At 51.5% G+C, this 26,286-nt stretch carries 24 protein-coding genes, 1 tRNA gene and 3 rRNA genes; 12 read left to right on the forward strand and 16 right to left on the reverse strand.

Translation table 11 applies throughout. The annotated features are described in order from the left end of the window. Window positions 1-273 precede the first annotated feature (273 nt). Both CKV68_RS04265 and CKV68_RS04270 read right to left on the reverse strand, forming a co-directional pair. Window positions 274-2,094, reverse strand: coding sequence for a protein NO VEIN domain-containing protein (locus tag CKV68_RS04265; RefSeq protein WP_167376963.1), 1,821 nt, complete (start codon window positions 2,092-2,094; stop codon window positions 274-276). Then, the gene (locus tag CKV68_RS04270; RefSeq protein ID WP_095075661.1) at window positions 2,084-2,965 is read right to left on the reverse strand and encodes a hypothetical protein; all 882 of its coding nucleotides are present in this window, start codon (window positions 2,963-2,965) and stop codon (window positions 2,084-2,086) included. The genes CKV68_RS04265 and CKV68_RS04270 overlap by 11 nt, the downstream gene beginning before the upstream one ends. A 1,006-nt stretch (window positions 2,966-3,971) precedes the next feature. Here CKV68_RS04270 and CKV68_RS04275 point away from each other — a divergent pair. Further along, window positions 3,972-4,682, forward strand: a complete 711-nt coding sequence (locus tag CKV68_RS04275) for a hypothetical protein (protein WP_145955122.1) — start codon at window positions 3,972-3,974, stop codon at window positions 4,680-4,682. A 348-nt stretch (window positions 4,683-5,030) separates the two neighbouring features. Here CKV68_RS04275 and CKV68_RS04280 read toward each other — a convergent pair whose 3' ends face one another. Further along, window positions 5,031-5,216, reverse strand: coding sequence for a helix-turn-helix domain-containing protein (locus CKV68_RS04280; protein ID WP_095075663.1), 186 nt, complete (start codon window positions 5,214-5,216; stop codon window positions 5,031-5,033). A 78-nt stretch (window positions 5,217-5,294) separates the two neighbouring features. Between CKV68_RS04280 and CKV68_RS04285 the strand changes: the two genes are divergently transcribed. Beyond that, window positions 5,295-5,753 (forward strand): hypothetical protein, encoded by a 459-nt coding sequence (locus CKV68_RS04285; RefSeq protein ID WP_095075664.1) that lies wholly within the window; start codon window positions 5,295-5,297, stop codon window positions 5,751-5,753. Between the two features lie 41 nt (window positions 5,754-5,794). Here the strand turns inward: CKV68_RS04285 and CKV68_RS04290 are convergent, their stop codons facing one another. Beyond that, window positions 5,795-6,055, reverse strand: a complete 261-nt coding sequence (locus CKV68_RS04290) for a hypothetical protein (RefSeq protein WP_095075665.1) — start codon at window positions 6,053-6,055, stop codon at window positions 5,795-5,797. 114 nt (window positions 6,056-6,169) lie between these two features. Continuing rightward, on the reverse strand, window positions 6,170-6,589 hold the full coding sequence (locus CKV68_RS04295; protein WP_095075666.1) for an antA/AntB antirepressor family protein: 420 nt from the start codon (window positions 6,587-6,589) through the stop codon (window positions 6,170-6,172). Between the two features lie 180 nt (window positions 6,590-6,769). Here CKV68_RS04295 and CKV68_RS04300 point away from each other — a divergent pair, with 180 nt between their 5' ends. After that, entirely contained in the window at window positions 6,770-7,021 is a 252-nt protein-coding gene (locus tag CKV68_RS04300; protein WP_231910458.1) for a hypothetical protein, read from the forward strand. Window positions 7,022-7,118: 97 nt separating this feature from the next. Here the strand turns inward: CKV68_RS04300 and CKV68_RS04305 are convergent, their stop codons facing one another. Then, on the reverse strand, window positions 7,119-7,385 hold the full coding sequence (locus CKV68_RS04305; RefSeq protein WP_231910459.1) for a hypothetical protein: 267 nt from the start codon (window positions 7,383-7,385) through the stop codon (window positions 7,119-7,121). A 148-nt stretch (window positions 7,386-7,533) separates the two neighbouring features. Between CKV68_RS04305 and CKV68_RS04310 the strand changes: the two genes are divergently transcribed. The 6 genes from CKV68_RS04310 (at window position 7,534) to CKV68_RS11365 (ending at window position 10,504) form a co-directional block, all read left to right on the forward strand. Continuing rightward, on the forward strand, window positions 7,534-8,073 hold the full coding sequence (locus CKV68_RS04310; RefSeq protein WP_145955123.1) for a hypothetical protein: 540 nt from the start codon (window positions 7,534-7,536) through the stop codon (window positions 8,071-8,073). A 131-nt stretch (window positions 8,074-8,204) separates the two neighbouring features. After that, the gene (locus CKV68_RS04315; protein ID WP_095075668.1) at window positions 8,205-8,783 is read left to right on the forward strand and encodes a hypothetical protein; all 579 of its coding nucleotides are present in this window, start codon (window positions 8,205-8,207) and stop codon (window positions 8,781-8,783) included. Beyond that, window positions 8,776-8,946: a hypothetical protein gene (locus CKV68_RS11355; protein ID WP_231910460.1), complete on the forward strand. Its 171-nt coding sequence runs from the start codon at window positions 8,776-8,778 to the stop codon at window positions 8,944-8,946. The genes CKV68_RS04315 and CKV68_RS11355 overlap by 8 nt, the downstream gene beginning before the upstream one ends. After that, a complete protein-coding gene (locus CKV68_RS04320; RefSeq protein WP_231910461.1) occupies window positions 8,900-9,139 on the forward strand; it encodes an ImmA/IrrE family metallo-endopeptidase in 240 nt (79 codons plus the stop codon). Before CKV68_RS11355 ends, CKV68_RS04320 begins: the two co-directional genes overlap by 47 nt. Before the next feature lie 195 nt (window positions 9,140-9,334). Beyond that, a complete protein-coding gene (locus CKV68_RS11360) occupies window positions 9,335-10,039 on the forward strand; it encodes an Arm DNA-binding domain-containing protein (RefSeq protein WP_095075669.1) in 705 nt (234 codons plus the stop codon). Window positions 10,040-10,069: 30 nt separating this feature from the next. Then, window positions 10,070-10,504: a tyrosine-type recombinase/integrase gene (locus CKV68_RS11365; RefSeq protein ID WP_231910462.1), complete on the forward strand. Its 435-nt coding sequence runs from the start codon at window positions 10,070-10,072 to the stop codon at window positions 10,502-10,504. Window positions 10,505-10,555: 51 nt separating this feature from the next. On the opposite strand, the gene CKV68_RS04335 is transcribed toward CKV68_RS11365, so the two are convergent. The 4 genes from CKV68_RS04335 to pgm form a co-directional block, all read right to left on the reverse strand. Then, a tRNA-Ala gene (locus tag CKV68_RS04335) sits at window positions 10,556-10,628 on the reverse strand. Between the two features lie 175 nt (window positions 10,629-10,803). Next, window positions 10,804-11,538 carry a DsbA family protein gene (locus CKV68_RS04340; RefSeq protein WP_095075671.1) on the reverse strand — a complete coding sequence of 245 codons (735 nt, stop codon included), beginning with the start codon at window positions 11,536-11,538 and terminating at the stop codon, window positions 10,804-10,806. Between the two features lie 155 nt (window positions 11,539-11,693). Then, window positions 11,694-12,155: a DoxX family protein gene (locus tag CKV68_RS04345; RefSeq protein ID WP_095076231.1), complete on the reverse strand. Its 462-nt coding sequence runs from the start codon at window positions 12,153-12,155 to the stop codon at window positions 11,694-11,696. Window positions 12,156-12,259: 104 nt separating this feature from the next. After that, the gene (pgm, locus tag CKV68_RS04350) at window positions 12,260-13,897 is read right to left on the reverse strand and encodes a phosphoglucomutase (alpha-D-glucose-1,6-bisphosphate-dependent) (RefSeq protein WP_095075672.1); all 1,638 of its coding nucleotides are present in this window, start codon (window positions 13,895-13,897) and stop codon (window positions 12,260-12,262) included. 126 nt (window positions 13,898-14,023) lie between these two features. On the opposite strand from pgm, the gene CKV68_RS04355 reads away from it, so the two are divergent. Together CKV68_RS04355 and CKV68_RS04360 are read left to right on the forward strand one after the other, a co-directional pair. Then, the gene (locus tag CKV68_RS04355; protein ID WP_038622275.1) at window positions 14,024-14,368 is read left to right on the forward strand and encodes a fluoride efflux transporter family protein; all 345 of its coding nucleotides are present in this window, start codon (window positions 14,024-14,026) and stop codon (window positions 14,366-14,368) included. Beyond that, on the forward strand, window positions 14,365-14,697 hold the full coding sequence (locus CKV68_RS04360) for a FluC/FEX family fluoride channel (RefSeq protein ID WP_095075673.1): 333 nt from the start codon (window positions 14,365-14,367) through the stop codon (window positions 14,695-14,697). The genes CKV68_RS04355 and CKV68_RS04360 overlap by 4 nt, the downstream gene beginning before the upstream one ends. Before the next feature lie 51 nt (window positions 14,698-14,748). Here CKV68_RS04360 and CKV68_RS04365 read toward each other — a convergent pair whose 3' ends face one another. The 6 genes from CKV68_RS04365 to murA form a co-directional block, all read right to left on the reverse strand. Beyond that, a complete protein-coding gene (locus tag CKV68_RS04365; RefSeq protein WP_095075674.1) occupies window positions 14,749-17,349 on the reverse strand; it encodes an ABC transporter permease in 2,601 nt (866 codons plus the stop codon). Beyond that, entirely contained in the window at window positions 17,350-18,099 is a 750-nt protein-coding gene (locus CKV68_RS04370) for an ABC transporter ATP-binding protein (RefSeq protein ID WP_014526184.1), read from the reverse strand. Window positions 18,100-18,481: 382 nt separating this feature from the next. Continuing rightward, a 5S ribosomal RNA gene (gene rrf / locus CKV68_RS04375) occupies window positions 18,482-18,598 on the reverse strand. Between the two features lie 123 nt (window positions 18,599-18,721). Beyond that, window positions 18,722-21,807 (reverse strand): 23S ribosomal RNA (locus CKV68_RS04380). 369 nt (window positions 21,808-22,176) lie between these two features. Next, a 16S ribosomal RNA gene (locus tag CKV68_RS04385) occupies window positions 22,177-23,696 on the reverse strand. Together the 16S, 23S and 5S rRNA genes form the textbook arrangement of a ribosomal RNA operon. A 701-nt stretch (window positions 23,697-24,397) precedes the next feature. Next, entirely contained in the window at window positions 24,398-25,654 is a 1,257-nt protein-coding gene (gene murA / locus CKV68_RS04390; protein WP_013912214.1) for a UDP-N-acetylglucosamine 1-carboxyvinyltransferase, read from the reverse strand. Window positions 25,655-25,692: 38 nt separating this feature from the next. Here murA and CKV68_RS04395 point away from each other — a divergent pair, with 38 nt between their 5' ends. Beyond that, window positions 25,693-26,265 (forward strand): cob(I)yrinic acid a,c-diamide adenosyltransferase, encoded by a 573-nt coding sequence (locus CKV68_RS04395; protein WP_029975628.1) that lies wholly within the window; start codon window positions 25,693-25,695, stop codon window positions 26,263-26,265. Window positions 26,266-26,286 lie beyond the last annotated feature (21 nt).

Genomic DNA, 26,286 nt, shown 5'->3' on the forward strand with positions numbered 1-26,286 from the left:
TCGTTTCTCCCTATAACGCTACCCATCGCCACGGTTTGATTCAGCTGCTTTTCCCAGATAGGGATACCTTCGTCCCTTAGCACAAAACCAAACTTGAACAGTCCAGATATAACGAAACACCACCATTTAGAGACTGAACGAATTGTACGTTGTTGTCTTCTATCCCACTTTAGAGACAACGGCCGGCGTGTATACAGAACGCTGGCAGAACAGACGCTCTTGGATACTTAGTACCCCCAGCACACGCCTACGGATAGCCCAATCCGTCAGCGCCTAGGCTATCCGAGTGATTCTTGGAGCCCAATTATTGAATCGCCATTCCCAAGCTTTGCATACCCTTTCCGGATGAACTTTCTCATCCCGAGGATCCAGCAAACCAAATTGAGGTTGCGAATCAGACCCAATAATGAGACCAAGCCAGTATTTTCCGCTTTCAACTTGTGCGGCTCCCATTTCGTTGTTCGTCATTGCAAACGGTTCATTCATACGCGTAATCCGTTTTATTTCGATCATGACTTTCTCTCCTGCGGGATTGGTTCCTACTAAGTCATAACCGAGGTTCTGCAAGGAGACATCTTCAACGTTCCACCCATTCATGTTGAGCCATTCACAAGCCGAAAGCTCAGCCGTTCGCCATCGCTTCACGACATCAGGGAAACTAACTGTAGGTTGCCACATTATCTGTTGAATATTCGAGACTCGTGTGCTTCTGTCTCCATTTTCGTTCGATATATCAAATTGTTTTCTTGCAAAATCCACAAGTTTTTGTTCAGAGGCAGAAAGCTGAACGCCTTTAGCGCTCGCAAGATCATCAATGTACTGTACTGCTTTACGAATGGTCATTTCGTGCAAAGAAGAAGCCTTATCACCAATTACAACGCCAACATCTGATTTAGGTAGCCCCAAAGCGATTTGAAGAGCCTTAGTCTGGTTCTGGTTTTCAGCTGTGTAAAGAGCCTTCGGAGCTCCTTGCGGGAACACTAGCGCTACTTCATCAGGCTCTAGAGAGATAGGTAGAACAGAAAAAGGTATCTGTCGAGATTGCATTTCGCTCCGCAATGCCATAACAAAAATACCTGCGGCGCTCCCTTGTCCGAACGATAATAAGGCTCGTAAATCCTCCCCTTGGGCCAATAATTCCCATAATTTCTGGAAATACTTCGCCTGCGGATCAGATAAATGTTCAGCAATAAGTTTAGCCGCAACATTCAGGATGTCTACTGTGGCTGAATCAGTCACAACGACATTCGTCCGAGAAGGATCAGTTAGAAAATCTCCGCTGACAATAAGCGGGATACCAAGATAGTCATTTAACGGCAAGAACGCATAGAGTTTTCCTCTGCTCCCGACTTTTGCTAGAGCTGACTCATTGAGGGGGATGGCAACTGAAACGTGCGAGGAAGAAAGCAACGCAAATTCTGAACAGTCGTTCTTTGCACAAATCGTGATCTTTTCGCCCACCACGCTCTTTGTAGTACGCGCGATCTCATTTCCATCGACAACCTGCAATGTCTTCACGTTCCGTAAGAAAAGCAGGGACAGCAGCTCAATATTAATGAAAGGCTTATTATTCAGTTCTTTTGGTTTCACTGAGAATCTGCTTCCCTGCACAATCGCGCTGGATTGGATCTCTACAGGTATCCGGATTAACGGAACCTCGGCCACTTTAACAACGCTACCCGCCCCTGAAAGTACTGACACAGCTTCTTCTTTATGAAAACTAAATGACGCTCCTCCAGATTCGACAGTGATTTTTTGCGCGGTAGCAGCCAAAGACTTAAAACCGATGCCACGATATCCGATCGAATCACCTCGCGTCTTTGTCGAACTAGCACTCCTACACAACGATTCCACGTCACGCAGATCAAACGAACGCCCGTCGTTAACCCAATGCATGGTTCCGTCGTCTTTCAACGTAACTTCGACATAGCTTGACCCTGCGTCATCAGAGTTCTGAAGCAACTCGTACTGGATCCGGTCTCGATATGTCTCAGCTAGAAGTTCCTCAAGGCGAGCTAGCTCACTGAACATTCCGGGAGCGCTCTCATATTCTTTCACAAGCGACTTCTGGATTCTTTCGACGTCAACAAGCATTATTTTCATCAAAAATTCTCACTACAACTCGAGCTGGACTCCCCATCATTTCTTCGGTGTCATCGAATGATCGGTAAGTCCAGGTGAAAACTGGGCGATTGTCAGCAGCTTTACGTACGGAGGTGTCACCAAGAATTGTGAATTCGTCATCGTTAAGAAGGAATCCGGTTTCGTCCATGATCTCAATACTTAAGTGCGGAATCGATACGTAACTCGAAATATCGGCGCCTTTGCGAGCAAGCCACTGAGCGTTTCGATTCATTTTTCTAAAATCTGATTCGATCTCAACATCGCTACCAATTATGAGACGGCCGCGAAAATCAATATCTATTTGGCTTTCCCATAGACCATATGCCATATTCACCATCGTTTTATCGAACTCAAATCGAACAGATGTCAGGGCCGACTCGTTGATAATTTCAACAGGGATTTCAGAGACAAATGTAGGGATCATGTACATAGAGTCGTCTGCCGCTATCTCATCCACCGCTGTCAGAGACACTTTAAACGACTTTGAAATATCAAGTGGCTTCTTGGATGCGTAAGCTCTACACATGTTCTCCTGCCATCGCGGGCCATCCCCACGACGCAAAAATACTATTTGACTTTCTCCACCCGGCCCTTCAACTTCAAGTTGAAGTCCTGGAGACCCCGACCAATAAAAAGAATTATCTTTGCCCTCGAGGTATACATTGCTATCCTCATTGTCCGATGGGGTGTAACAGGCGCGAATTGAATATGCCATTTTATAGACACACTCACCAGACAGGTCGATTACCTCGACGAATCGCGTACGAGCATCAAGAATCTCCCAACCACGAATCGATAAATTAATTTCATCAACCTCAATTGGAATATCAATAAAGCTCATGACCCCCTCCTTGAGGGTAGAACGCTTAGGCTTGCGGGCCTACCTACACTATCAAAATTCACAACTAATTTTACCAGCTAGATAACATAAATAGTTAACGAAGTTGCGGCGCCTTATTTAGAATCTCCTAGAGTTCAAACCATCTTTGAAAATCAGTTGCCCCCCCCCGTTCCCCTTTGAAGGTTTCCCATAACATAACGAGCATATGTATATCATCCGACTGCGCGATGGGTGGTTGGGATTGAAGAAGTCAGGCAAAAACTCGAGCTTAGTGAGGAGTATCTGACGATCAACTATCTCAGCAACGCCCTACAAAGCCTTACCCCTCCAGGTTTCGAATCCGCTCACGTCAAAGACGGCAGTCTCGAAGATCCCGTTGCAGCATACACCCACGTTTTTCTTTCACATACTGGGCGGGATATCAACTAACACTCCCCTGTTTTGATCGTCTATAACATACGAGATGCCGCACCCGGTTTTCTTGCCTTCGTATTTATTAATACGTCAACAGATCTTCTATTCGTACTTCATCCAGTGAACTAGATTTTACGCGCGTGCTAGCCACAGACCATCGAATGATTACAGTAGCGTACAGAGAAAGCTGCCCAACAAAACGCCTACATCCCTTTCACCCAAAAGCCATATAAGCGCAGTCCAGATACAACGCTTCCTCTGGTCGTTATGTCTGAAGGAATAGCAATCTACAAAGTTAAGAGACCTCTCCCTTCGCCCCCTAGTCTTTACATCATCCCCACCGGTAAACGATATTTACCGGACGCTGAACCTTCTGGACATGCTGTGACCATTGCCGCTATTAAAGCCGGAATCTGTAGTCCCATGAAGTGGCTTTTGAAAACCGTTGCCCCCTCCGAGCAAATGTTAATATCTCTCAGTCAAGTTTAATGGATTACTAAGTGAGTTAAGACTATACCCGAATCTCACGAGCAACTGGCATATAGAGTGAGCACCGGATCATACGAAGACTCCGATGTTTATTCTTAAACGTATGAAGCTATTACCAGAGCAAATTGATCTCTTCACATTTACAAGTGGGGCAATTGCTGCATTTTCCTCGCTAGTGGCGATCCTCATTGCCATCGGAGAAGCTACAAAATCTAGGCGGATTGACAACCAACTTAGCCGCATCCAAAACATTATTGACAATGAAGAACATTCAGAGAGGATTCGGATGCTCAAAAACAGAAGACTCGAGTTGGAGGCTTCACTATATGCAAGAGGGTCTCTATCTGGCACGTATCTCCTGTGGGGAACCGCCGGAACAATTTTTCCAATCGCACGGTTTGTAGCATCCGATGCGCAACCGCGTTCGCTTGGAGAACAAATCACTGTTGCGATTCTCCTTGTACTGATGTGTTTTCTGTTAGTAGAAAACATCCTCGATAACATTCTTCGTCGGAAGGCCATCGAAGTGAGATACATAGCTGGTAAAAACCCAGCTGAGGAGCTGGGTGGATTGAAGGCCTTTGCACTTCTCAGGAGTATGCAAGGTTTAATATTCTGCACCCTTTGGACAATATCGCTTAGTTTTATCGTCCTTTATCTAATGTTTTCAAAGTGGAACGGGCATAGTCTGCAATCAACGATCATCACCCTATTCCTGTTTATCGTTGCAGCTGTTGCCCAATCGCAGCCCGCAGTCACCGGTACTAAAAACGCCATTATAGAAATTGCAATTCAAAGAGGAGCACTTAAGTAGTGCTTTACCCTAACGTCTCAAATCACCTACCTTATACAGAGGGCGATTTCCCCGTCACATTCCGAGAAGTACGGCGCAGGGCAGGCGCCCTGCTCGGTCCCAGTGGAGATATCTTCTTCCCCTACAAATTTTAGAAAGAATCAACCACCATAGCTTGCAAGTCCAGTTCTCATATTACTTATACAGGCGTGCCCGATAGACCTTGTGCCTTGTCGAGACTTCGACCTTAATCTTGTTTATATCCCCCTGTTCGACACCATCGGACCGACAAACGAGTCCATAGGAATTCTGAAATAAAGGTTAAGCAACAACCATCAAAACGGACACGCTTCCTACTACTTAACCCTTTTATGCAGCAGCAGTGGTGCCACCGAGCCAGTCGGCGATGTTCTGCTCAGTGAAGCGGTAATGAGCACGTAGCCCGTTGCCGGTGCGCCCCATGGGAACCAGATCGCCACGGTAAATCGCCTGGTAAACCGTAGTTGGTGAAACCTGTTCCTTTTGCGTAACTTGCACGACGGTAAAAATTTCCATTTCTAATAAACCTTCTTTCGTTTTGTCACTGTGACAGTATCCCCCCCCCCGACTGCCGGTGGGTTAAAATCCTTATTCATGGACATTCCCCAGCTCATAGGCACAATCGCAACCACCATTGGAGCGATCGCATCGATATGCGGCGGTATCTATGCACATCACCAGGCCAAGGAATCTAAAACCCAGGCAGAACGCGCGTTACAGGCAGCGGAATCTGTTGCGAAGACTCAGAAGATGGCGCTTGCTGCCGAGCAAAAACGCTTCTTCCTTGAACCTTTAGATGGCAATAAGGTGCGCGTGCATAATCCGGGTATTGAAAATATTGAGCGAATTGATATAGCAAGCGACCAGATACCGAATAGGCATATGAGCCTTCGCCCTATCAACATTGGTGAACATACAGACATTGAACTTATCCAAAAGATTCACCCCTGGAGGTGTATGTATTTCACTGTTAAGGTTCATCTCCTAGATGGAGCCCCTTTGGAGATGGAATACTCGGGGGCAGATATCCGTGCTCAATGGCGTGATGAGTAGGGATAAATTGTTCTCGGTCGAGCATTTTTCTATGCCTCTTTTTAAGGGTGTCGTGAATCGCGCCCCTCCAACCCCAGGCGCTTAGCCAGCTCGTCCATATGGAACGTCTTCACATATAGGATCTGACGAACCTGACCGTTATGTAGACGCGGAGCGTCATGCTGCGGACATAGCCGGAACCAGTCGTATGTTGCACGCCCGGCGCGAGCACGCCATTCATACTGCGGTTCCATCATCTGTTTTGAGTCGGACCATCGGGCGCCTACCCGTGTACGGAAAGCGATATTCTTACTGATCAACATTCCCCTCACCTTCGGGCCAGTAGAGCCGTAAACACGAACGAAATCATCAATCTTCGTTACATCGTCATCTTCAGCGATGAACTTTTCGTGATACTCGAGTGCCAGGGCCGCTGCTTATATGATTGCTTCTGCCGTAGTCGCACGGTCCTCCAGCTCTTTCATCGTCGACTCAGCTTCAAGCAGCGCCTTAGCCATGAGCTGCGCACCAGTTAACTGCGGCACAGCTGCCACCCGCTTCTCGCACTCAAAAAAATACTGGCGGGCTTCGCGTCCCTTGGCATTGTTCTGCACCATGGATAGCTCTTTCGCCGTATCCATCGTGAGAATATGATTAGTAGCTTCACGCTCGTACCCTAGGGAATCTTGTACCCGGTCATTTTTGACCGTGTAGTCTTTCCCCTCTTCAAAGCCATACGCGATCATGCGAGGGAACCAGTGACGATATTCGGCACCAACTTCCAAGAATCGATGTAGGTCGCGTCCCATGACAGCTTGGATGCCGTCGTTGTTGGTCAATGGAATTAAGTCTGACATTGTGATAGCCTTTCTATTAGTTGTTTTGTTTTCGCCTCTTGTTCCTGCAAGGGGTTTTTCTTTACCCCTCTACCTCCCCCGAAAAGGCGTTTTCATTTTCGATAAGTAAGATTTCGAATAGCACATCTGGTGCTGGGGAGGAGGTGGAAGAAATTGTTAACTTGGGAAATGATTGCCGAAATGAATATGGATGGCGAAGAGAAGCTAACGGAAATGCAGGATTCAATCCGAGAGGCATTGAAGGAAGGTTCTGACCCTGGGCCAGCTGTGGCGATTGCGTTAGTCCATATGACAGCAGAACATATAGCACTACGGTCAGAGATGGAGTCGAAGCTATCTGACGTTGCGGCTTATGTTCTTGGACTCGAAGCGCGCCTTCTCCAGAGCGGTCTGAGCTTTGCTGAGGCAGAAGACCGAATTCTGGGCGACTAGTTTCGCTTCGCGGAGTGCGTCGGTAGCTGCAACTACCGGCGCTTTCTGCGTTTTTGGGATTTTTCCATTTTTCAAACCTTTCTCCAATTAGTTTCTTTTACGCGACATACCGGCGGCGTAGCCGGACTCGTTCCGCTGGTAGCTCCTCTCGGACTGTGACGAACACGTCGTCGAAGTTCACTGGAAAGTTGTTGAGCACCGCTCCTATGAAGCGACCATTTGCATCTTTTCCTGGCTCGATCCAGCGTGATGCGGTTGATGGTGGGACCCCTAGGATTTCCGCGAATCGTGTGATTGTTTCGATCTCGCCTAGTGTTTTGCCTACCCATTCTTGGCGTACTTTTGTTGTGTCAATGGTGGCCATTTCGCTCCTTCCACCTGCTGTAATTTCAGTGATGCAATTCTGTTTTGCTGCACTGTAATTCACTATACACGCTTTTTTAGCGCTGCAAGTTTTTTTATTTTGCTGCAATATCTTACACTTTTGCAGGTCTGCAATATACAATGCGGGTATGACTTGTACGCAGTGGTGGAAATATTTAAGCGGACTCATGGATGGAGACAACGCCACCGAAGCCGCTAAAAAATCAGACATCAGCTCCTCCAACTTCACCCGCTGGAAGAAGGGTGCACGTGCTGACCCTGACTTTGTTGTGAAAATCGCCCGGTCCTACAACGCCAACGTCTTGGAGGCTCTCGTTGCAGCTGAGTTCATCACCGAAGCCGAGGCAAAACTCCGGGAAATCAAAGTAGGCGGGATAGCCCTCAGCGACGCATCGAACCAGCAACTGCTTGACGAGATCATGCGCAGATCAGACCCCGAAGCTAACCGCCTATTCGGATATCCCACCGGCGAAAGCATCGACTACCAGCAGCGCGATGACCTTGCTAAACGCCGTCGTAGCACCCCCGCTACTCCCCCGAGTGTCAAACCCCTAAGCGATGATGACGGCACCGTCATGGATTGGGACGAAAGCCTGCCACACGCGGCAGACTCCAGCCCAGACGAAACAGAAGAACGACTAAGGAGAGGCGAGAACCCAGTTGACTAAAAGGTAAAAGACTTTTACAAAAGCCTGGTCACAACACCTTTCCTAATTAGAAAGAGATTCACCTAACCAGGCACTTTCAAACAGGTTTTGAAACCCGCACTTCACTTAGACCAACAGAAAACGGTAAGGTAATGAACCATGACAATCATGAACCCCAGCCGCAAACGCCGGGCGTTCCTTACGGGCCTCGGCAGCCTCATGGACCTCAGCGGCCAAACGACGTACAGGCAAGCCCAGAAACTCCTGCCGCCAGCAGCCAGAACCAATATCAACCAGCAGCTCCTCCGAGCTTCAGCGCAGACGAGCTTAGAGAAAACCCAATTCTCCTAGCTCAGGTCACCGCCTACCTGCAGGAAAATCACCTCCATCTACCTCTCCTCACTCCCGACCTAGACGAAATGACCCGGATGAGGAAGGACACCCCTGAGCTTTACCAGGCCTACGTCAAAGCCATCAACGCCCAAATCGACGCAGACCATAAAGCCCGCACGCTGCCCTACGTCGAACCTGGAACCATCGCCAAGCGCGGTCAAATATTCGGTCTCATAGCAGTAGTTGCGGTGTTGGTCTTCTGCGCCTACCTTGCATTCCTCGGCCATGTGATCAGCGCCAGCATCATCGCGGCATTCGACCTTGTTGCACTCGCAAGCGTCTTCGCAAGTGGAAAGGACGAAAAACAAGGCGAACGGAAGCAGAGTGTCCATGATTGATGCCCTTATCGACGCCGCCGAAGCCCGCGGCTACCGCATCCGCTGGCACCGCGGTGGACCAAAAGCAGCCTGGCTACCCCACACCCACACCATCAGCGTGAGGGTGGGCATGGACGATGTGCAGACCCTATGCTCACGAGCTCGGACACGCACACCACAATGACCCTCCAGGGCACACCGGATTCCGGGAGCAGCGAGCCAACCGCTTCGCAGCCCGGCTCCTCATCTCCCCCGTTGAGTACGCTACAGCAGAGACGATCTACGGCCCGCACCCAGCACGCCTAGCCCACGAGCTCGGCGTCACCGTCGAAATCATCGAAGCCTGGCAACAGCTACCACAACAAGCCTCAGCATGATCTGAACACAACGGTAACATCACCCCGAAAACTACCCGGAGAACATTAGAAGATATGGCTGATCAAGCCATGAAGGAATGTCTGTATAGGTAAAAAACATAAACGGCCTCTTTGCTCGATCGACGCCAATCAACACGAGCAAAGAGGCAAGGCAGCAATCATCAAAAATCACTGACCTAGGGAGAAGTCTATCTCATGGCCTCCATCAAAAAATACGACACAGCAAAAGGCACCGCGTGGCGGGTACAGTACCGCAGCCCCGACGGAAAATCACGCACCAAGCAAGGCTTCCGCACCAAAACAGAAGCCCAACAATGGGCAGATAAGAACGCCACAACGATCACCGAGGGGTCATGGATCAACCCACAACACGGGAAAATCACAGTGTCGGAATTAGCCACTTTGTGGTGGGCAGGCAGGCAACACCTCAAGACCTCCACCCTTGATCGTGACAGGCCTATCCGCGCCCGCGTTGTCGAGCAGTGGGGAGGCTGGCAGGTCGGCGCGATTCGCACCTCCAACATTCAGACGTGGGTATCTGGCATGGGCAAATCAGGATCCACGGTCCGCAATGTCCATAATGTGCTTTCCCAAATCCTTGACGTGGCTGTAGCGGATGGGCTTATCCTTACCAATCCTGCGCACGGGGTGAAGCTCCCACGGAAGAGCGCGCCTGTAAAAGTTTTCCTCACCCCTAAGCAGCTCTCCACCCTCACCCCTAAGCAGCTCTCCACCCTCACCCCTAAGCAGCTCTCCACCCTCGCCACGGCTGCGGGTGATACTAGGAGGGATCGTGTGGCCATCGTGTGGGTTTTGGGAACCGTGGGGCTGCGTTGGGGCGAGCTGGCCGGGCTGAAAGTCGAAGATATTGATTTTGACCGTGCTCGAATCACGGTGTAGCGCTCGGTGTCGTATGTGAAGAAGGATTGGGTGGCATCGGCACCTAAGACGCATGAGCGCCGTGAGGTTTCTTTGAGCCTGCCGGTCTCACGCATGCTGCACGAGCAATGCCGAGGGAAGACCCCGGACGCGTGGGTTTTTACGTGGGCTAATGGCGAACCCCTGCGCCCTGTAAATTCTACGACCGGCTGGTTTCGTGCAGCGGTTGAGAAAGCTCGGGAAGAAGATCCTCATTTTCCGAGCCTTACCCCTCATGGGCTTAGGCATGTGGCGGCGGGGCTTTTGGTGAGTGCGGGCGCGAATGTGGAGGTGGTTCAGAAGCAGTTGGGGCATGCTTCGGCTGCGATGACGTTGGATACGTATGCGGCGCTGTTTGATGATGATCTGGATTCTGTCGGTGAGACGTTGGGGGGAATTTTGGCGGATGTCGTGGGGTTGTCGTGGGATCGTGAGAACCGCGCGTGATGTAGGTATGAAAATAGCCCCTCACCTTGTGTTTAGGTGAGGGGCATTCTGTGGAGCTAACGGGATTCGAACCCGTGACCCCCACACTGCCAGTGTGGTGCGCTACCAGCTGCGCCATAGCCCCAGATGTGAACTTCGCGCGTACGCGTCGTTCTTCTGTTCAAGATGGTAGTCATCGATGATGGATTTACCAAATTCTGGGCCGAGCACCGATATACGCACACATCAACCAGCACAAATACCACAAAAAGACAGCGACCCTACAAGGTGGCGTCGCTGTCTTATGTGTTCAGCTGTACTTAGGAAGTAGCCTGGGTAATCCAGGTATTAATGCTCTCGGTGACTTCCTTGCCGTCGATAAAGACGCGCGGTGAGGAAACTTTTCCGCTGTCCTTCTCTAGCTTCTCAGTATTAGCCTTAGCAGCGTCAAGGAAGTGCTGCTTTTCAGCGCCCTCACGAATCTTCTGTACTACTTCATCGGATGCGCCGACGTTCTTGGCTGCGTTGGCAAAGTCGTCGTTGTTCCACTGTCCGTAGATGCTGTTCTGTTCTTCCATGAGCAGCGTGCGGTAGTTCCAGTAGGCTTCCCACTCACCAGCGTTAGCAATGGCTAGCGCAGCCGCGCCGCCTTTGCTGGAGCTGCCGTCTTCGTTTCCGCGATCGAGGAAGTTAAGGAATCGCAGGTTAACCACGATTTCGCCTTTTTCAATGGCTTCCTTCATCGGCTTGTCTGTTGCTTTTCCTAGCTCAGCACAGTGGGAGCAGGAGTAATCCTCGTAGAGATCAATCTTCTTGGCATCAGACTTTGCGTTTGCCGCTTTCAACTGGATCGCGTTGTCCGTTACTGCACCGCCGAAAGAGACTGACTCACGTTCGCGATCTGCAAATTTATCTGCCTGAGCGCCTCGACCTTGGATCACAATAAAAGCGACCACAGCGATGACCACTACCAGAAGCGCCAGGATAGCCCAGAGGAAACCATTGGACTTCTCAGTAGGGTTTTTAACCCTTTTCACGGAGGATGCACTACTCACTATTTTTACAACCTTGTTTCTTGTCGTTGTTCTCACCCACGAGCTACGTACTTTGCAGACGGAAGAAACATGGGTGATGAGCTTTCAGACTCAATTGATGCCATAATACGTGGTCTTGGGGAGGTAGAGAAGACTCCCCGCAACACATCATGTTTTTATGCGTACAGGGCCCACTTTTTAAAGGGGCGGTACACCGTCCAAAGCGACAGCACGACAAAGACGATGTCTCTAGCTATCACTTTTGCGTAATCAACAGCGGTGTTTTCTGTAATTCCCTGTGGACCAAAACAACCACAGTCGATGCTAAGCCCCCGGGCCCACGCTTGGGAAAGTCCAACGATGAACAACACCATGACAAAGGTGGAGACCCAGCTTGCCTTGCGTAGGAATATTCCCAGCAGCAGCAAAACACCGCCGGCGATCTCCAACGGGCCGATAATTATGGAAATCCAGTTAGCCCACGTATCGCTAAAAATCTCATACGCTTTTACCGATTGCGCTGTCTCTAGATGCGATCCGGTTTTAGAGATACCCGCCGAGATCCAGATATAAGCCATAAAGAAGCGCGCGAAGAAGCTCATGGCATCTAACGCCATAGTCTTTCTGGAACGCCTCATCGTATTTTCAGACACAAACCTAAACTCTAATGCAGCTTTAGGGTGGAGGGAAGTGCTGGAAGAGTTCATTACGCCACCAGCACTAGGCCTCACCACCAGGTTGCTTAAGCTCGGAGTATCCCATCCACAAGCTCTTGTGCCTCCCGTTGCACCTGCTGTAGGTGTGCTTCTCCGAGGAAGGACTCAGCATAAATTTTGTACTTCTGCTCTGTTCCTGAAGGCCGCGCAGCAAACCAGGCGTTGTCGGTAGTCACTTTAAGCCCACCAAGTGCCGCGCCATTGCAGGGCGCATGGGTAAGTTTCGCGGTAATGGCTTCACCCGCTAGCTCGGTAGCCACGACGGCCTCCGGAGAAAGCCCTTTCAACGTTACTTTTTGTTCGCGGTTGGCGGGGGCGTCGATACGCGCGTAAACAGGGGCGCCGTAGGTCTGTGCTAGTTCCGCATAGCGTTGCGACGGACTCTTCCCGGTCACCGCAGCTATTTCCGCAGCGAGAAGGTTGAGGATAAGTCCGTCTTTGTCGGTAGACCACACGGTTGCATCGTGACGCAAAAACGATGCCCCTGCGGATTCCTCGCCACCAAACCCCACGGAGCCGTCCACAAGGCCAGACACAAACCACTTGAAGCCTACGGGCACCTCGATGAGCTTGCGACCCAGGCCACTGACCACCCGGTCAATCATCGAAGACGAGACAAGCGTCTTGCCCACGGCAATGTTGGTAGACCATTCGGGGCGATGCGTAAACAGATAATCGATGGCTACCGCCAGATAGTGATTGGGGTTCATCAGGCCGGCGTCTGGGGTGACTATCCCGTGTCTGTCTGCATCGGCGTCGTTACCAGTAGATATGTCAAACCTGTCTCGGTTGCTCACTAGCGAGGCCATAGAGTCAGGCGAGGAGCAGTCCATTCGGATTTTTCCGTCGGTGTCTAGGGTCATAAAACGCCAGGTGGCATCGACAAGCGGGTTAGTAACCGTCATATTGAGCTTGTGGTGCTCAGCTATCGCACCCCAATAGTCCACGGATGCCCCGCCCATAGGGTCTGCGCCGATACGCAACCCGGAGTCTCTTATGGCTGCGATATTGACCACGTTTGGCAGATCCGCAACATAAGAATCTAGGAAATTGTATGCGTGGGCTCGCGGGTCAAGGACACCTTGTACAGAGGTCCGCTGAACTCCGCTCAAGCCCTCGCGGAGCAGTTGATTCGCCCGGTTGGCAATCCAGTCTGTGGCATCTGTGTCCGCAGGTCCGCCATTAGGAGGGTTGTACTTAAAACCACCGTCGCGTGGCGGATTATGTGAGGGCGTAATCACGATTCCGTCGGCACGCTGTGCCTGGGTGCCCGCGTTATAGGTAAGGATCGCATGCGACACTGCGGGCGTTGGTGTGTAGCGGCCGCGGTCGTCGACAAGCACAGTCACATCGTTGGCCAGCAATACTTCAAGGGCGGAGATCATCGCCGGCTCGCTGAGCGCATGCGGGTCGCGACCGATAAAAAGCGGGCCATCAATGTTGTTGCTCCGCCGATATTCCACAATGGCCTGCGTAATCGCAAGGATATGCTGCTCATTAAACGCGGTGTCCAAAGAGGAACCACGATGCCCGGACGTTCCAAAAGATACCTGCTGGTCAGGGTTATCTACATCGGGACGACGCGTGTAATACGCAGTCACCACTTCTGCAATATCAATAAGATCTTCGGGCTGGGCCAACTGACCTGCACGTTCGTGTGCCATGATGCTCCTTAGTGTCCGCTCGATGTCTATCCCTTCTATCTTCGCGGTTTTCGATGTCCGACGCAGCTCATTTGTGCGGTTTTGTGACACATCAATCCCCACACTGACGGAGTAGGCTTTGAGCTCATGGATAGAGTCCCTCTCTCGGTGATCGTTGGAAGCGGCGCAGCCCTCGGCGCCACCGCGCGTTTCCTCATCACCAGTCAGGTATCGCTTATCGACGCCCCCTCCACCATCGTCCTCATCAATATCGTGGGAGCAACTCTCATGGGGTATTTCCGGCCGCGCCCTTTCTGGGGAACCGGATTTCTCGGAGGCTTCACTAGTTTCTCCGCCTTCGCGCTCTACCTAGCAACGCCTCAGCTCAACGGATTTTCTGCGGCTGGCGTCTTCCTCGCTACCGTCTTCGGATGCATCGCCGGATGGCTCCTGGGCAACGCTCTTACACGCAGAAGGCCACTCGTCCCATGACGCTCTACGCACTAGGAGCTGTACTGCTCGGTGGGTTTTGCGGCGGGGTCTGCCGTTTCTGGTTAGGAAAACTGGGGCCCTACCGAGGAACCTTAGTGGCCAACGTTGCTGCCTGTGCGTTGATCGCTTGGCTATGGCGGAGCGCACTCCCCCAAGAACTTATGGTGTTTGTAGGTACTGGACTCGCAGGCGCTTTATCCACTTGGTCGACTCTGGCACAAGAGTTGGGAACAGATATTGTCCAAGGTCGCTGGGCAGCCGCTCTTGTATACCTGGCGGCAACCTGTGCACTTGGCATCGGCAGCGCTGGTCTCATCATGCACCTATAGAAAAACTCGGGCCCACATGATAGTGAACCCGAGGTTTTTATACGCGAACGGTTAGTCCGCTATAGCGTCCAACGGCGGAGTCTTAGCCGCACGCCGTGCTGGCCACAGCGCGGCAACCACGCCAACGACTGCTGAACCCACAAGTAGCCATAAGATCTCTGCGATGGGGATACTGATCGTTCCAAGGCCTTGCGAGGAAAGAACCTTGAGGAACGCCCACCCCAGGCCAAGGCCGATGACGATGCCGACCACGGCACCATAAAGAGCAATCTGCACTGATTCGATAGAAATCATTGTGCGGATCTGCCTACGCTGGGTGCCCACTGCCCGCAGCATGCCGATCTCCTGGCGTCGCTCAATAACATTCAATGCCAGGGTGTTGATGATTCCGATAATCGCAATCACCACTGCAAGGCCGAGGAGAGCATACAGAATATTCATCATCTGAGTAATCGTTGAGGACTGCTCGCCTGCATACTCTTTTGATGTTTGGACACGTACAACGAGGAAATCTTCAACGGCTTTATTTAGCCCATCGCGAAGCTCATCAGTTGTTTTGCTTCCATTACCGTTGACAAACAGAACCGAGGTCGTTGAGAGGACGTTCTTGCCCTCGATAGTTTTGCTCGAAGCAATAACATCATTCAAAACCTTGCTCTCGGAGAAACTACCGACGATCGTCACATGGGCGATCTCCGTCCCATCTTCCAGCCGCAGCGGTACTTGGTCACCGATTTTTAAGTTCTGTGCCTCTAAGTAACTCTTCTTGGCTACGACGCGGTCAGCAGCTGTGAGGTCAAGACTTCCCTCCACGCCTTCAGCATTAACCACATCATCGATTTTTCCATTCACCAACGCCGTACCGCGCGGATGCGATGCGGCCCCCAGCTTTGAGGTTCCCAATGTGACTGGTGCAAAGCCCATCGATGTCACAGAATCCACGCCCTCTACCTCACGGACTTTCTGTTCCGCTTCAGCCGGCACCGGGAAATGCCCGCCCTGAGGGCCAGACAAGATGAATTCTGCTTTGACCTCACTATTCACAAGGTCGCTAATGCTGCTCTTCATCGTTGCCGACAACATGCCGATCGTCGTCACAAGAGCAACACCCAAAGTGAGCGCAAACGCAGTAGTTGCGGTTCGCTTAGGGTTACGCCGTGAGTTGGTGGCCGATAGCTTGCCGACGGCCCCGAACGGGGCACCCAGCACACGTCCCAGTGCTCCTACTACGGGAATACTTATTGCGGGTGAGGCCGCAAATACGCCGACGATCACGAACAGAGCGCCAACGCCCACGGAAATCGCCCGGGTTTTTGTAGCTGCATCCTCTGCGAAAATTCCCACCAAGGCCGCAGCAATACCCAGTCCAATCCCGACCACGCCAAAAATAGTGCGGACTTTCAAGGAACTCTCGGATGCGGTTTCTGTAGAACGCATAGCTTCCACTGGCCGAACAGCACCAGCACGACGGGCAGGCGCCCATGCACTCACCACCGTGACGATTGTGCCCAACGCTAATGGGAGGAGCACTGAAGTGACGGTAAGACCTAAACCAGCTGCGGGAATTTCCATGCCAAACTTAGCCATCACAAACTGGATGAGCCTGACTAGTCCCATACCCCCAAAGATTCCGATTATGGAGCCGACGAGGCCGATGATCACAGCTTCAAATACAACCGAACGGGTAAGTTGCTTTCTGGACACGCCTAAAGCTCGGAGAAGTGCAAATTCCTTTAACCGCTGGGCAACGATCATGGAGAAGGTATTAGCAATGATAAAAGTACCCACAAGGAGAGCAATCAGACCAAACGCTACCAAGAAATAGTTAACAAAGCTCAGGGCCTTTTTAATAACTCCAGTGATTTGTTCGGCTATAGCGTCCCCAGTGTCTACTTTGTACTGCGGATAGGTCTCTGACAAGTACTTCACTAAGTCTTCAGAAGACATACCAGCGCTTTTAACGATCACTGATCCAACGGACCCTTGTGTGTAATTAGCGAGGTAGCCCTCTTCAGACGTTAAAAGGGTCAAGCCAGGCGCATTAGAAGAAGCAGGCTCATACGTTCCCACAACGTTGACCTCACGCTGTCCCATTGCGTCAATAACTAAAAGAGAATCTCCAACCTTGATGTTGTGCGCAGAAGCTGTTCCAGTGGCAATAACTACATCAGCATTGTCCTTGGGCTCTACTCCTTCCGCAATTTTCACGGGTCGGTTACTTGCGCTGCCCTCACCATGAAAAATGGAGACGCTAGCTTGTCCAGCACCTGTCTGTATAGCTTTGCGATCTGCCGTAGCCACAACAACGTTTGTAGATCCATTGACGTCTACGGCTTTCACATTTTTGTCGGCTCGAAGCTGTTCAATCTCTGCAACATTAATGGGCTTCTCTTTACCTGAGACAACGGCATCAATACCTGCAAGATTGTCGTCCACCACTGCATCGAATGATTTGCTCAAAGAGGCCGTAAACATCAAGGAACCTGAGACAAAAGCTGTCCCCAAAACAACAGCCAACAACGTCAAGGCTAAACGAACCTTGTGGGCCAACACGGATCGTATGCTCACGCGAAGCATCGCCGTGGAGCTGTCTTTACTAGGAGAACTGACCGGATATGAAGGCTCTCTGCCTTTCGCAGAATGTTGTCCCATCTACGCCAGCTCCTCAATAGAAGCCATAGTCTGCAAGATGTCCTCCGCAGAAGGGGCACGTAGCTCTTTAACGATCCGACCATCTGCAAGGAAAACCACCCGATCTGCGTAGGAAGCGGCACGCGGATCGTGGGTAACTATAACCACAGTCTGTCCATCCTGATCTACGGCAGTTCGTAGAATCGACAAAACCTCAGCCGAAGAGTTGGAATCTAAGTTTCCTGTTGGCTCGTCACCAAAGATAATCTCTGGCTGTGCTACCAAGGCACGAGCGCAAGCGACGCGCTGTTGTTGTCCTCCTGACAATTCAGCTGGACGATGATTCAAACGCTGGCTCAGACCAAGGCGCTGCGTCACTTCCTCAAACCACGCCTTATCGACCTTGCGTCCCGCTATGTCTCGAGGAAGCGTAATGTTTTCTGCTGCAGTCAATGTAGGAACCAAGTTGAAAGATTGGAAGATGAAGCCAAGACGATCACGCCTTAGCGCAGTCATCTGTTTGTCTTTCAACTGCGAAAGATCTGTGTCTCCAATGAATGTCGACCCCGAGGTGACGGAATCCAAGCCTGCCATGCAGTGCATCAAAGTAGATTTACCGGAACCAGAAGGCCCCATAATCGCAGTAAATTCATTGGCAGCGAATTCCACGTCGATGCCATCAAGGGCTCGGACCATGGTCTCGCCTTGCCCATAGCTCTTGGTGAGAGCAACTGCGCGAGCTGCTGGCCTCTTGGAGTCGGTGATAGACATATAGAACTAATTCCTATCTGAGGTTGTTTCCAAGCTGCTACATCAAAATCCGTAGGAGCGTAACAAGTCTATTCAACCTTGAAATGTTAGTGTGCGCACCCCATCGCACGACTACCCCCTTTGTGCGTGGGCTACTACACGGCGATTGGGTGTCTGAAAGCCCCTGCTTGTTAAGAGGCTGCTACGTATAAAAGCTCCCTAGGAAAAAGGGCTTAACCCCCGTCAGCCTCTTAAAATCCCTAGGGAACACCCCCTGTCTTCCGGGGTTTTTAATATGGGTATGCACAAAAAGAAGGAGAGTCTAAGCACCACACCCACCCCACAGGGTAAGGCATCACACCTAGACTCTCCATAATCTTTTTTTGTTTGTATCAAATTTTTTGGTTGGCGGCGACCTACTCTCCCACACCCTCCCAGGTGCAGTACCATCAGCGCAATCGGGCTTAGCTTCCGGGTTCGGAAAGGGACCGGGCGTACCCCCGACGCTATAACCACCAACACATCCTATATAACACAACACACAACACGTGTCATGTCAGACACTGCACAGTGAACACAAGCAACAAAACTCTTCTTCTTTTTCAAACGCTCCAGGCACAACAATTATTTAACACACCACAAAAGGTGGTTGTTTATCGGTAAATTAGTACCAGTCACCTCCAAGTGTTACCACTCTTCCAGATCTGGCCTATCAACCCCCTCGTCTAGAGGGAACCTCAAAAGAAACCTCATCTTAAAACAGGCTTCCCGCTTAGATGCTTTCAGCGGTTATCCCTTCCGTACGTAGCCAACCAGCCCTGCCACGGGCGTGACAACTGGCACACTAGAGGTACGTCCGTCCCGGTCCTCTCGTACTAGGGACAGCCTTCTTCAAGTTTCAACGCGCACGGCGGATAGAGACCGAACTGTCTCACGACGTTCTAAACCCAGCTCGCGTGCCGCTTTAATGGGCGAACAGCCCAACCCTTGGGACCTACTCCAGCCCCAGGATGCGACGAGCCGACATCGAGGTGCCAAACCATCCCGTCGATATGGACTCTTGGGGAAGATCAGCCTGTTATCCCCGGGGTACCTTTTATCCGTTGAGCGACACCACTTCCACAAGTAGGTGCCGGATCACTAGTCCCGACTTTCGTCCCTGCTCGACCTGTCAGTCTCACAGTCAAGCTCCCTTGTGCACTTACACTCACCACCTGATTGCCAACCAGGCTGAGGGAACCTTTGGGCGCCTCCGTTACATTTTAGGAGGCAACCGCCCCAGTTAAACTACCCACCAGGCACTGTCCCCAACCCAGATCATGGGCCAAGGTTAAGGTGCTCAATCCGATCAGAGTGGTATTTCAACTTGCGACTCCACCACACCTAGCGGCGCAGTATCACAGTCTCCCACCTATCCTACACAAACCGAACCAAACACCAATACCAAGCTATAGTGAAGGTCCCGGGGTCTTTTCGTCCTGCCGCGCGTAACGAGCATCTTTACTCGTACTGCAATTTCACCGGGCCTGTGGTTGAGACAGCAGGGAAGTCGTTACGCCATTCGTGCAGGTCGGAACTTACCCGACAAGGAATTTCGCTACCTTAGGATGGTTATAGTTACCACCGCCGTTTACTGGGGCTTAAATTCTCCGCTTCGACCCCCAAAAGAGATCTAACAGGTCCTCTTAACCTTCCAGCACCGGGCAGGCGTCAGTCCGTATACATCAACTTCCACGTTTTCGCACGGACCTGTGTTTTTAATAAACAGTCGCTTCCCTCTATTCTCTGCGACCACCATCAGCTCCATCAGTCTGTCACCAACAATGGTCCCCCTTCTCCCGAAGTTACGGGGGCATTTTGCCGAGTTCCTTAACCACAGTTCACCCGATCGCCTTAGTATTCTCTACCTGACTACCTGTGTCGGTTTAGGGTACGGGCCATAATGACACTCGCTAGAGGCTTTTCTCGACAGTACAGGATCACCAACATCAACCAAAAAGGTCTACGCATCACGCCTCACCCTTATATGCAGCACGGATTTACCTATGCCACGGGCCACACGCTTACACCACAATCCAATAAGTGGCTCGGCTACCTCACTGCGTCACCCCATCACTTGGCTACTACCAACGAAGGTCCCACGCACAACCACACACACCCACACAAAGTATGAACACATGCAATTAATGGGCGGTTAGTACCACTGATTCACCACTTGTCGCATCACCACGGGTACCAGAATATCAACTGGTTATCCATCGACTACGCCTGTCGGCCTCGCCTTAGGTCCCGACTCACCCTGGGAAGATTAGCTTAACCCAGGAACCCTTAGTCATCCGGCGGAAAAGTTTTCCACTTTTCATTCGTTACTCATGCCTGCATTCTCACTCGCACACACTCCACACCCGGTCACCCAAATGCTTCACCACATGCACGACGCTCCCCTACCCAACCAACAAAAATGTTGACTGCCGCGGCTTCGGCGGTGTACTTGAGCCCCACTACATTGTCGGCGCAGAACCACTCGACCAGTGAGCTATTACGCACTCTTTCAAGGATGGCTGCTTCTAAGCCAACCTCCTGGCTGTCTTCGCGATCCCACATCCTTTTCCACTTAGTACACGCTTAGGGGCCTTAACCGGCGATCTGGGCTGTTTCCCTCTCGACCAACGGAGCTTATCCCCCGCAGTCTCACTGCCACGCTATAACATTACCGGCATTCGGAGTTTGGCTGACATTGCTAAGATTGTAGTCCCGCTCAACCAACCAGTAGCTCTACCTCCAGCAAGAAACACGCAACGCTGCACCTAAATGCATTTCGGGGAGAACCAGCTATCACGGAGTTTGATTGGCCTTTCACCCCTACCCACAGCTCATCCCCTCAGTTTTCAACCTAAGTGGGTTCGCGCCTCCACAAAGTCTTACCTCTGCTTCACACTGGCCATGGGTAGATCACCCCGCTTCGGGTCCAGGACATGCCACTAACAACACCCTCGTTAGGATTCGCTTTCGCTACGGCTACCCACCAAAAGGTTAACCTCGCGACATGCCGCTGACTCGCAGGCTCATTCTTCAAAAGGCACGCCATCACCCCACAAGGAGGCTCTGACGGATTGTAAGCACACGGTTTCAGGTACTATTTCACTCCCCTCCCGGGGTACTTTTCACCATTCCCTCACGGTACTAATCCGCTATCGGTCATTACAAGTATTTAGGCTTACCGGGTGGTCCCGGCAGATTCACAGCAGATTCCACGAGCCCGCTGCTACTCGGGGACATGCACAACCAGCGCACACATGCTTTCACGTACAGGACTCTCACCTTCTACGGCAGGCGTTCCCACACCACTTCCGCTAACACATGCACAAACCAGCAAAAAGATGGCAGCCTTTTTCACGCACACACCCCACAACACCACACACGCAACCCCTGCCAGGTATCACACGCACATGGTTTAGCCTCATCCACGTTCGTTCGCCACTACTAACGGAATCACAATTGTTTTCTTCTCCTACGGGTACTGAGATGTTTCACTTCCCCGCGTAAACCCCCACAACAGCTATGAATTCACTGAAGGGTAACCACACATAACTGTGGCCAGGTTTCCCCATTCGGACACCCTCGGATCAACGCTCTATTGGCAACTCCCCGAGGCCTATCGCGGCCTTACACGTCCTTCATCGGCTCATAATGCCAAGGCATCCACCGTGTGCCCTTAAAAAACAACACACACACAATATGCAAACAAAAAATACCAAGAACTAAAAAGAATAAAGATTATTACTCGCGTCCACTATACAGTTCTCACACAACACAACCACCCCACACCAACAACAACCCACAAAGGCCATCACCAGCACAAAAGCAGCCACAAGAATCAACACAACAGTGCATCATCCCAGACACCCAACAGCATGCCAACACAACAAACAAACAATCCTACAACCAACACAACACAACAACACACCATCACACAACCATGCACAGCCACCATCTGATTAGCAGCACACAATCACACACAACTTTGCTCCACCCGGATTTACAAATAAACAACAACAAACACCAACCAGTGAATGCTGGAAAAATAAAACTCCTTAGAAAGGAGGTGATCCAGCCGCACCTTCCGGTACGGCTACCTTGTTACGACTTCGTCCCAATCGCCGATCCCACCTTCGACCACTCCCCCCAGAAAACTGGTTGGGCCATGGGCTTCGGGTGTTACCAACTTTCATGACGTGACGGGCGGTGTGTACAAGGCCCGGGAACGTATTCACCGCAGCGTTGCTGATCTGCGATTACTAGCGACTCCGACTTCATGGGGTCGAGTTGCAGACCCCAATCCGAACTGAGGCCGGCTTTCAGCGATTCGCTCACCCTCACAGGCTCGCAACGCGTTGTACCGACCATTGTAGCATGTGTGAAGCCCTGGACATAAGGGGCATGATGATTTGACGTCATCCCCACCTTCCTCCGAGTTAACCCCGGCAGTCTCTCATGAGTCCCCACCATAACGTGCTGGCAACATAAGACAAGGGTTGCGCTCGTTGCGGGACTTAACCCAACATCTCACGACACGAGCTGACGACAACCATGCACCACCTGTATACAAACCACAAGGGAAAACGTATCTCTACGCCGATCTTGTATATGTCAAGCCCAGGTAAGGTTCTTCGCGTTGCATCGAATTAATCCACATGCTCCGCCGCTTGTGCGGGCCCCCGTCAATTCCTTTGAGTTTTAGCCTTGCGGCCGTACTCCCCAGGCGGGGCGCTTAATGCGTTAGCTACGGCACGAAAGTCGTGGAAGACCCTCACACCTAGCGCCCACCGTTTACGGCATGGACTACCAGGGTATCTAATCCTGTTCGCTCCCCATGCTTTCGCTCCTCAGCGTCAGTTACTGCCCAGAGACCTGCCTTCGCCATCGGTGTTCCTCCTGATATCTGCGCATTCCACCGCTACACCAGGAATTCCAGTCTCCCCTACAGCACTCAAGTTATGCCCGTATCGCCTGCACGCCCGGAGTTAAGCCCCGGAATTTCACAGACGACGCGACAAACCACCTACGAGCTCTTTACGCCCAGTAATTCCGGACAACGCTCGCACCCTACGTATTACCGCGGCTGCTGGCACGTAGTTAGCCGGTGCTTCTTATACAGGTACCGTCACAAAAGCTTCGTCCCTGTCGAAAGAGGTTTACAACCCGAAGGCCGTCATCCCTCACGCGGCGTCGCTGCATCAGGCTTGCGCCCATTGTGCAATATTCCCCACTGCTGCCTCCCGTAGGAGTCTGGGCCGTATCTCAGTCCCAATGTGGCCGTCCACCCTCTCAGGCCGGCTACCCGTCGACGCCTTGGTAGGCCATTACCCCACCAACAAGCTGATAGGCCGCGGGCTCATCTCGTACCGAAAAAACTTTCCACCACACACACTAAAGTGTGGTCCTATCCAGTATTAGACCCAGTTTCCCAGGCTTATCCCAGAGTACGAGGCAGATCACCCACGTGTTACTCACCCGTTCGCCACTCGAGTACCCCCGAAGGGGCCTTTCCGTTCGACTTGCATGTGTTAAGCACGCCGCCAGCGTTCGTCCTGAGCCAGGATCAAACTCTCCACAAAAAATCAGTCAAAAAAGACCAACCAGGCTTCGTGAAAAGCCCAACCAAAACTGGCAAAAAAACAAACAACCAACAAAAAATAATCCTATTGATCATTCATCAAAAAAATAATGAAAAAAGTAAAGCAAAAAACAGTGATCATCGATGCCTTGACGAGACAACACAACAACCACCCAACACCCACACACACAACATGCGTGTGAATATTGTTTGTTCACATGGAATCCCACACCACAACCCACACAAGAGTCATGGACATGAAACACACACCATGTTTCGCATAAACAACTTATTTCCTCGGCACAACATTTTTACAAGCAAGCCACACTTGCCGGCCAAAACTGTGTATACCGTGATCATCACATAAAACATCATGCAACAACGCATCATTGTTTAACTACAAAACGTAGCTATCACCATGTCAACCATAAAATAAATTTATAAGTACATTGGCACACTATTGAGTTCTCAAACAACACACCCACACCCCACACACCAACCATCATCAGCGCGCTACAAGCGTAAGTACAACAAACAGTAAACACAGTAACTACAAAAGTCAAACTCTTCGTTTTCTTTGTTCACCATCCGGTCACCATCTTGCAACCTCTCGGCCGCGGCGACTCGCATAAAGTTACACACCCTCAACAGAACACACAAATCCCCAGCTCACAGGCGTGAAGCTGGGGATTGAAAGAGTGTTTAATCGGTTACCCGCTCGATGGTGGCACCTAGGCGCCGTAAATCTTCAACAAAATTGGGGTATCCGCGATCAATATGGAAGACATCGTGGACTTCGGTAATCCCCTCAGCGCACAAGCCAGCAAGGACTAATCCAGCGCCGGCCCTAATATCTGAACTCCACACGGGAGTAGAGGACAGCTGTTCCACTCCGCGCAAAACAACGTGGTGTCCGTCCACAGTGGCGTCCGCGCCAAGTCGCATCAGCTCGTCGACAAAGCGGAAGCGTGCTTCAAAGATGTTCTCTGTAATTACAGACGTCCCTTGAGCCACGGTCGCAATTCCGATGGCCATCGGCTGGAGATCTGTAGGGAAACCGGGGAAAGGCAACGTCTGATAATCAACGGCTTGGGGACGGCGATTCATACGCACGCGAAATCCGTGCTCATATGTTTCAACTTCCGCGCCAGCAACTTTGAGTTTTTCCAACGGCAAATGGAGATTCCGCGGTGCGATACCTCCCACAGTGATGTCACCTTGAGTCATCGCTGCGGCATACGCCCAGGTACCAGCGACAATACGGTCGCCGATGACTTCATGCTCAGTGGGGTACAGCTTATCCACACCGGTGATGGTGATTGTTGAGGTTCCCTCGCCAGAGATATCGGCACCCATCTCTTTGAGCATGGTGCACAGATCGAGAATCTCAGGCTCGCGAGCTGCGTTATCAAGAATCGTGGTGCCGTCGGCAAGCACTGCGGCGGTAAGGATATTTTCCGTCGCCCCCACGGAAGGGAAATCGAGCGTAATTTTGGCGCCCCTGAGCTGCTCTGCTTCTGCAACAACGGCGCCGTGTTGAATACGTGTCTTGGCACCGAGCTTTTCTAGTCCACTTTGGTGCATGTCCAAAGGTCGGCTTCCAATGGCATCGCCACCAGGCAAGGCCACAACTGCGCGACCACAGCGCGCGGTAAGAGGACCAAGCACACACACAGACGCGCGGAACTGACGCACGGCATCAAAATCCGCGTCGCTAGAAATCTCCGCGGGGGTGCTGATACGCACTGTCCCGTTATCGGACTCCACCGAGCATCCAAGTCCTTCGAGCACTCGGATCATATAGGGAACATCCAAGATCTGCGGACAGTTAGTTAGCGTGGTTGTCCCCTCCGCAAGCAGAGCTGCTGCCATAAGTTTGAGGACGCTGTTTTTTGCGCCGCTTACCCGTACGGAGCCTTCGAGTCGGGCCCCACCCGTCACTAGAAATCTTTCTTTCACCCTCCCAACCCTACTGACTTCTCACGTAGGTTGGGCTTATGGCCGTTCATTTAACAAAGATTTACACGCGTACCGGTGACGATGGAACCACCGGGCTTTCCGATTTCTCCCGTGTTTCCAAAAATGATCCAAGACTTGTTGCCTATGCAGACTGCGATGAGCTCAACGCAGCGCTCGGCGTAGTTTTAGCGCTATCCGAGGTGCCTGACTCAGTCGGCACATGCCTACGCCGCATCCAAAATGAGCTTTTCGACGCCGGCGCTGACCTGGCAACCCCCATCGCCGAGAATCCCGAATACCCGCCCCTACGCATTGAGCAATCCTATATAGACAACCTGGAAAAAGACTGCGACTTTTTCAACGAGAACCTAGAAAAGCTCAACTCTTTCATCCTCCCAGGTGGCACACCGGCGGCTGCATTGTTGCATTCTGCACGGACTATCGCCCGTCGCGCAGAACGCGCAGCGTGGGGAGCCATAGAGGTTCACCCAGACACCACCTCTGTATTGCCAGCTAAATACCTCAACAGGCTCAGCGACTTATTATTCATCCTGAGCCGAGTAGCGAACGATAGCGATGACGTGAAGTGGGTTCCGGGAGGAAGCCGCTAATCCTCCACATAGAAAAACAAA

Origin of the sequence: Corynebacterium ulcerans (assembly GCF_900187135.1) — a bacterium.
GTDB lineage: Bacteria > Actinomycetota > Actinomycetes > Mycobacteriales > Mycobacteriaceae > Corynebacterium > Corynebacterium ulcerans.

Coding starts and splice junctions, on each gene's coding strand:
- CKV68_RS04265 (WP_167376963.1), bottom strand. CDS start 2,094: ATGCTTGTTGACGTCGAAAGAATCCAGAAGTCGCTTGTGAAAGAATAT.
- CKV68_RS04270 (WP_095075661.1), bottom strand. CDS start 2,965: ATGAGCTTTATTGATATTCCAATTGAGGTTGATGAAATTAATTTATCG.
- CKV68_RS04275 (WP_145955122.1), top strand. CDS start 3,972: ATGAAGCTATTACCAGAGCAAATTGATCTCTTCACATTTACAAGTGGG.
- CKV68_RS04280 (WP_095075663.1), bottom strand. CDS start 5,216: ATGGAAATTTTTACCGTCGTGCAAGTTACGCAAAAGGAACAGGTTTCA.
- CKV68_RS04285 (WP_095075664.1), top strand. CDS start 5,295: ATGGACATTCCCCAGCTCATAGGCACAATCGCAACCACCATTGGAGCG.
- CKV68_RS04290 (WP_095075665.1), bottom strand. CDS start 6,055: ATGTTGATCAGTAAGAATATCGCTTTCCGTACACGGGTAGGCGCCCGA.
- CKV68_RS04295 (WP_095075666.1), bottom strand. CDS start 6,589: ATGTCAGACTTAATTCCATTGACCAACAACGACGGCATCCAAGCTGTC.
- CKV68_RS04300 (WP_231910458.1), top strand. CDS start 6,770: ATGAATATGGATGGCGAAGAGAAGCTAACGGAAATGCAGGATTCAATC.
- CKV68_RS04305 (WP_231910459.1), bottom strand. CDS start 7,385: ATGGCCACCATTGACACAACAAAAGTACGCCAAGAATGGGTAGGCAAA.
- CKV68_RS04310 (WP_145955123.1), top strand. CDS start 7,534: ATGACTTGTACGCAGTGGTGGAAATATTTAAGCGGACTCATGGATGGA.
- CKV68_RS04315 (WP_095075668.1), top strand. CDS start 8,205: ATGAACCATGACAATCATGAACCCCAGCCGCAAACGCCGGGCGTTCCT.
- CKV68_RS11355 (WP_231910460.1), top strand. CDS start 8,776: ATGATTGATGCCCTTATCGACGCCGCCGAAGCCCGCGGCTACCGCATC.
- CKV68_RS04320 (WP_231910461.1), top strand. CDS start 8,900: ATGTGCAGACCCTATGCTCACGAGCTCGGACACGCACACCACAATGAC.
- CKV68_RS11360 (WP_095075669.1), top strand. CDS start 9,335: ATGGCCTCCATCAAAAAATACGACACAGCAAAAGGCACCGCGTGGCGG.
- CKV68_RS04345 (WP_095076231.1), bottom strand. CDS start 12,155: ATGAGGCGTTCCAGAAAGACTATGGCGTTAGATGCCATGAGCTTCTTC.
- pgm (WP_095075672.1), bottom strand. CDS start 13,897: ATGGCACACGAACGTGCAGGTCAGTTGGCCCAGCCCGAAGATCTTATT.
- CKV68_RS04355 (WP_038622275.1), top strand. CDS start 14,024: ATGGATAGAGTCCCTCTCTCGGTGATCGTTGGAAGCGGCGCAGCCCTC.
- CKV68_RS04360 (WP_095075673.1), top strand. CDS start 14,365: ATGACGCTCTACGCACTAGGAGCTGTACTGCTCGGTGGGTTTTGCGGC.
- CKV68_RS04365 (WP_095075674.1), bottom strand. CDS start 17,349: ATGGGACAACATTCTGCGAAAGGCAGAGAGCCTTCATATCCGGTCAGT.
- CKV68_RS04370 (WP_014526184.1), bottom strand. CDS start 18,099: ATGTCTATCACCGACTCCAAGAGGCCAGCAGCTCGCGCAGTTGCTCTC.
- CKV68_RS04395 (WP_029975628.1), top strand. CDS start 25,693: ATGGCCGTTCATTTAACAAAGATTTACACGCGTACCGGTGACGATGGA.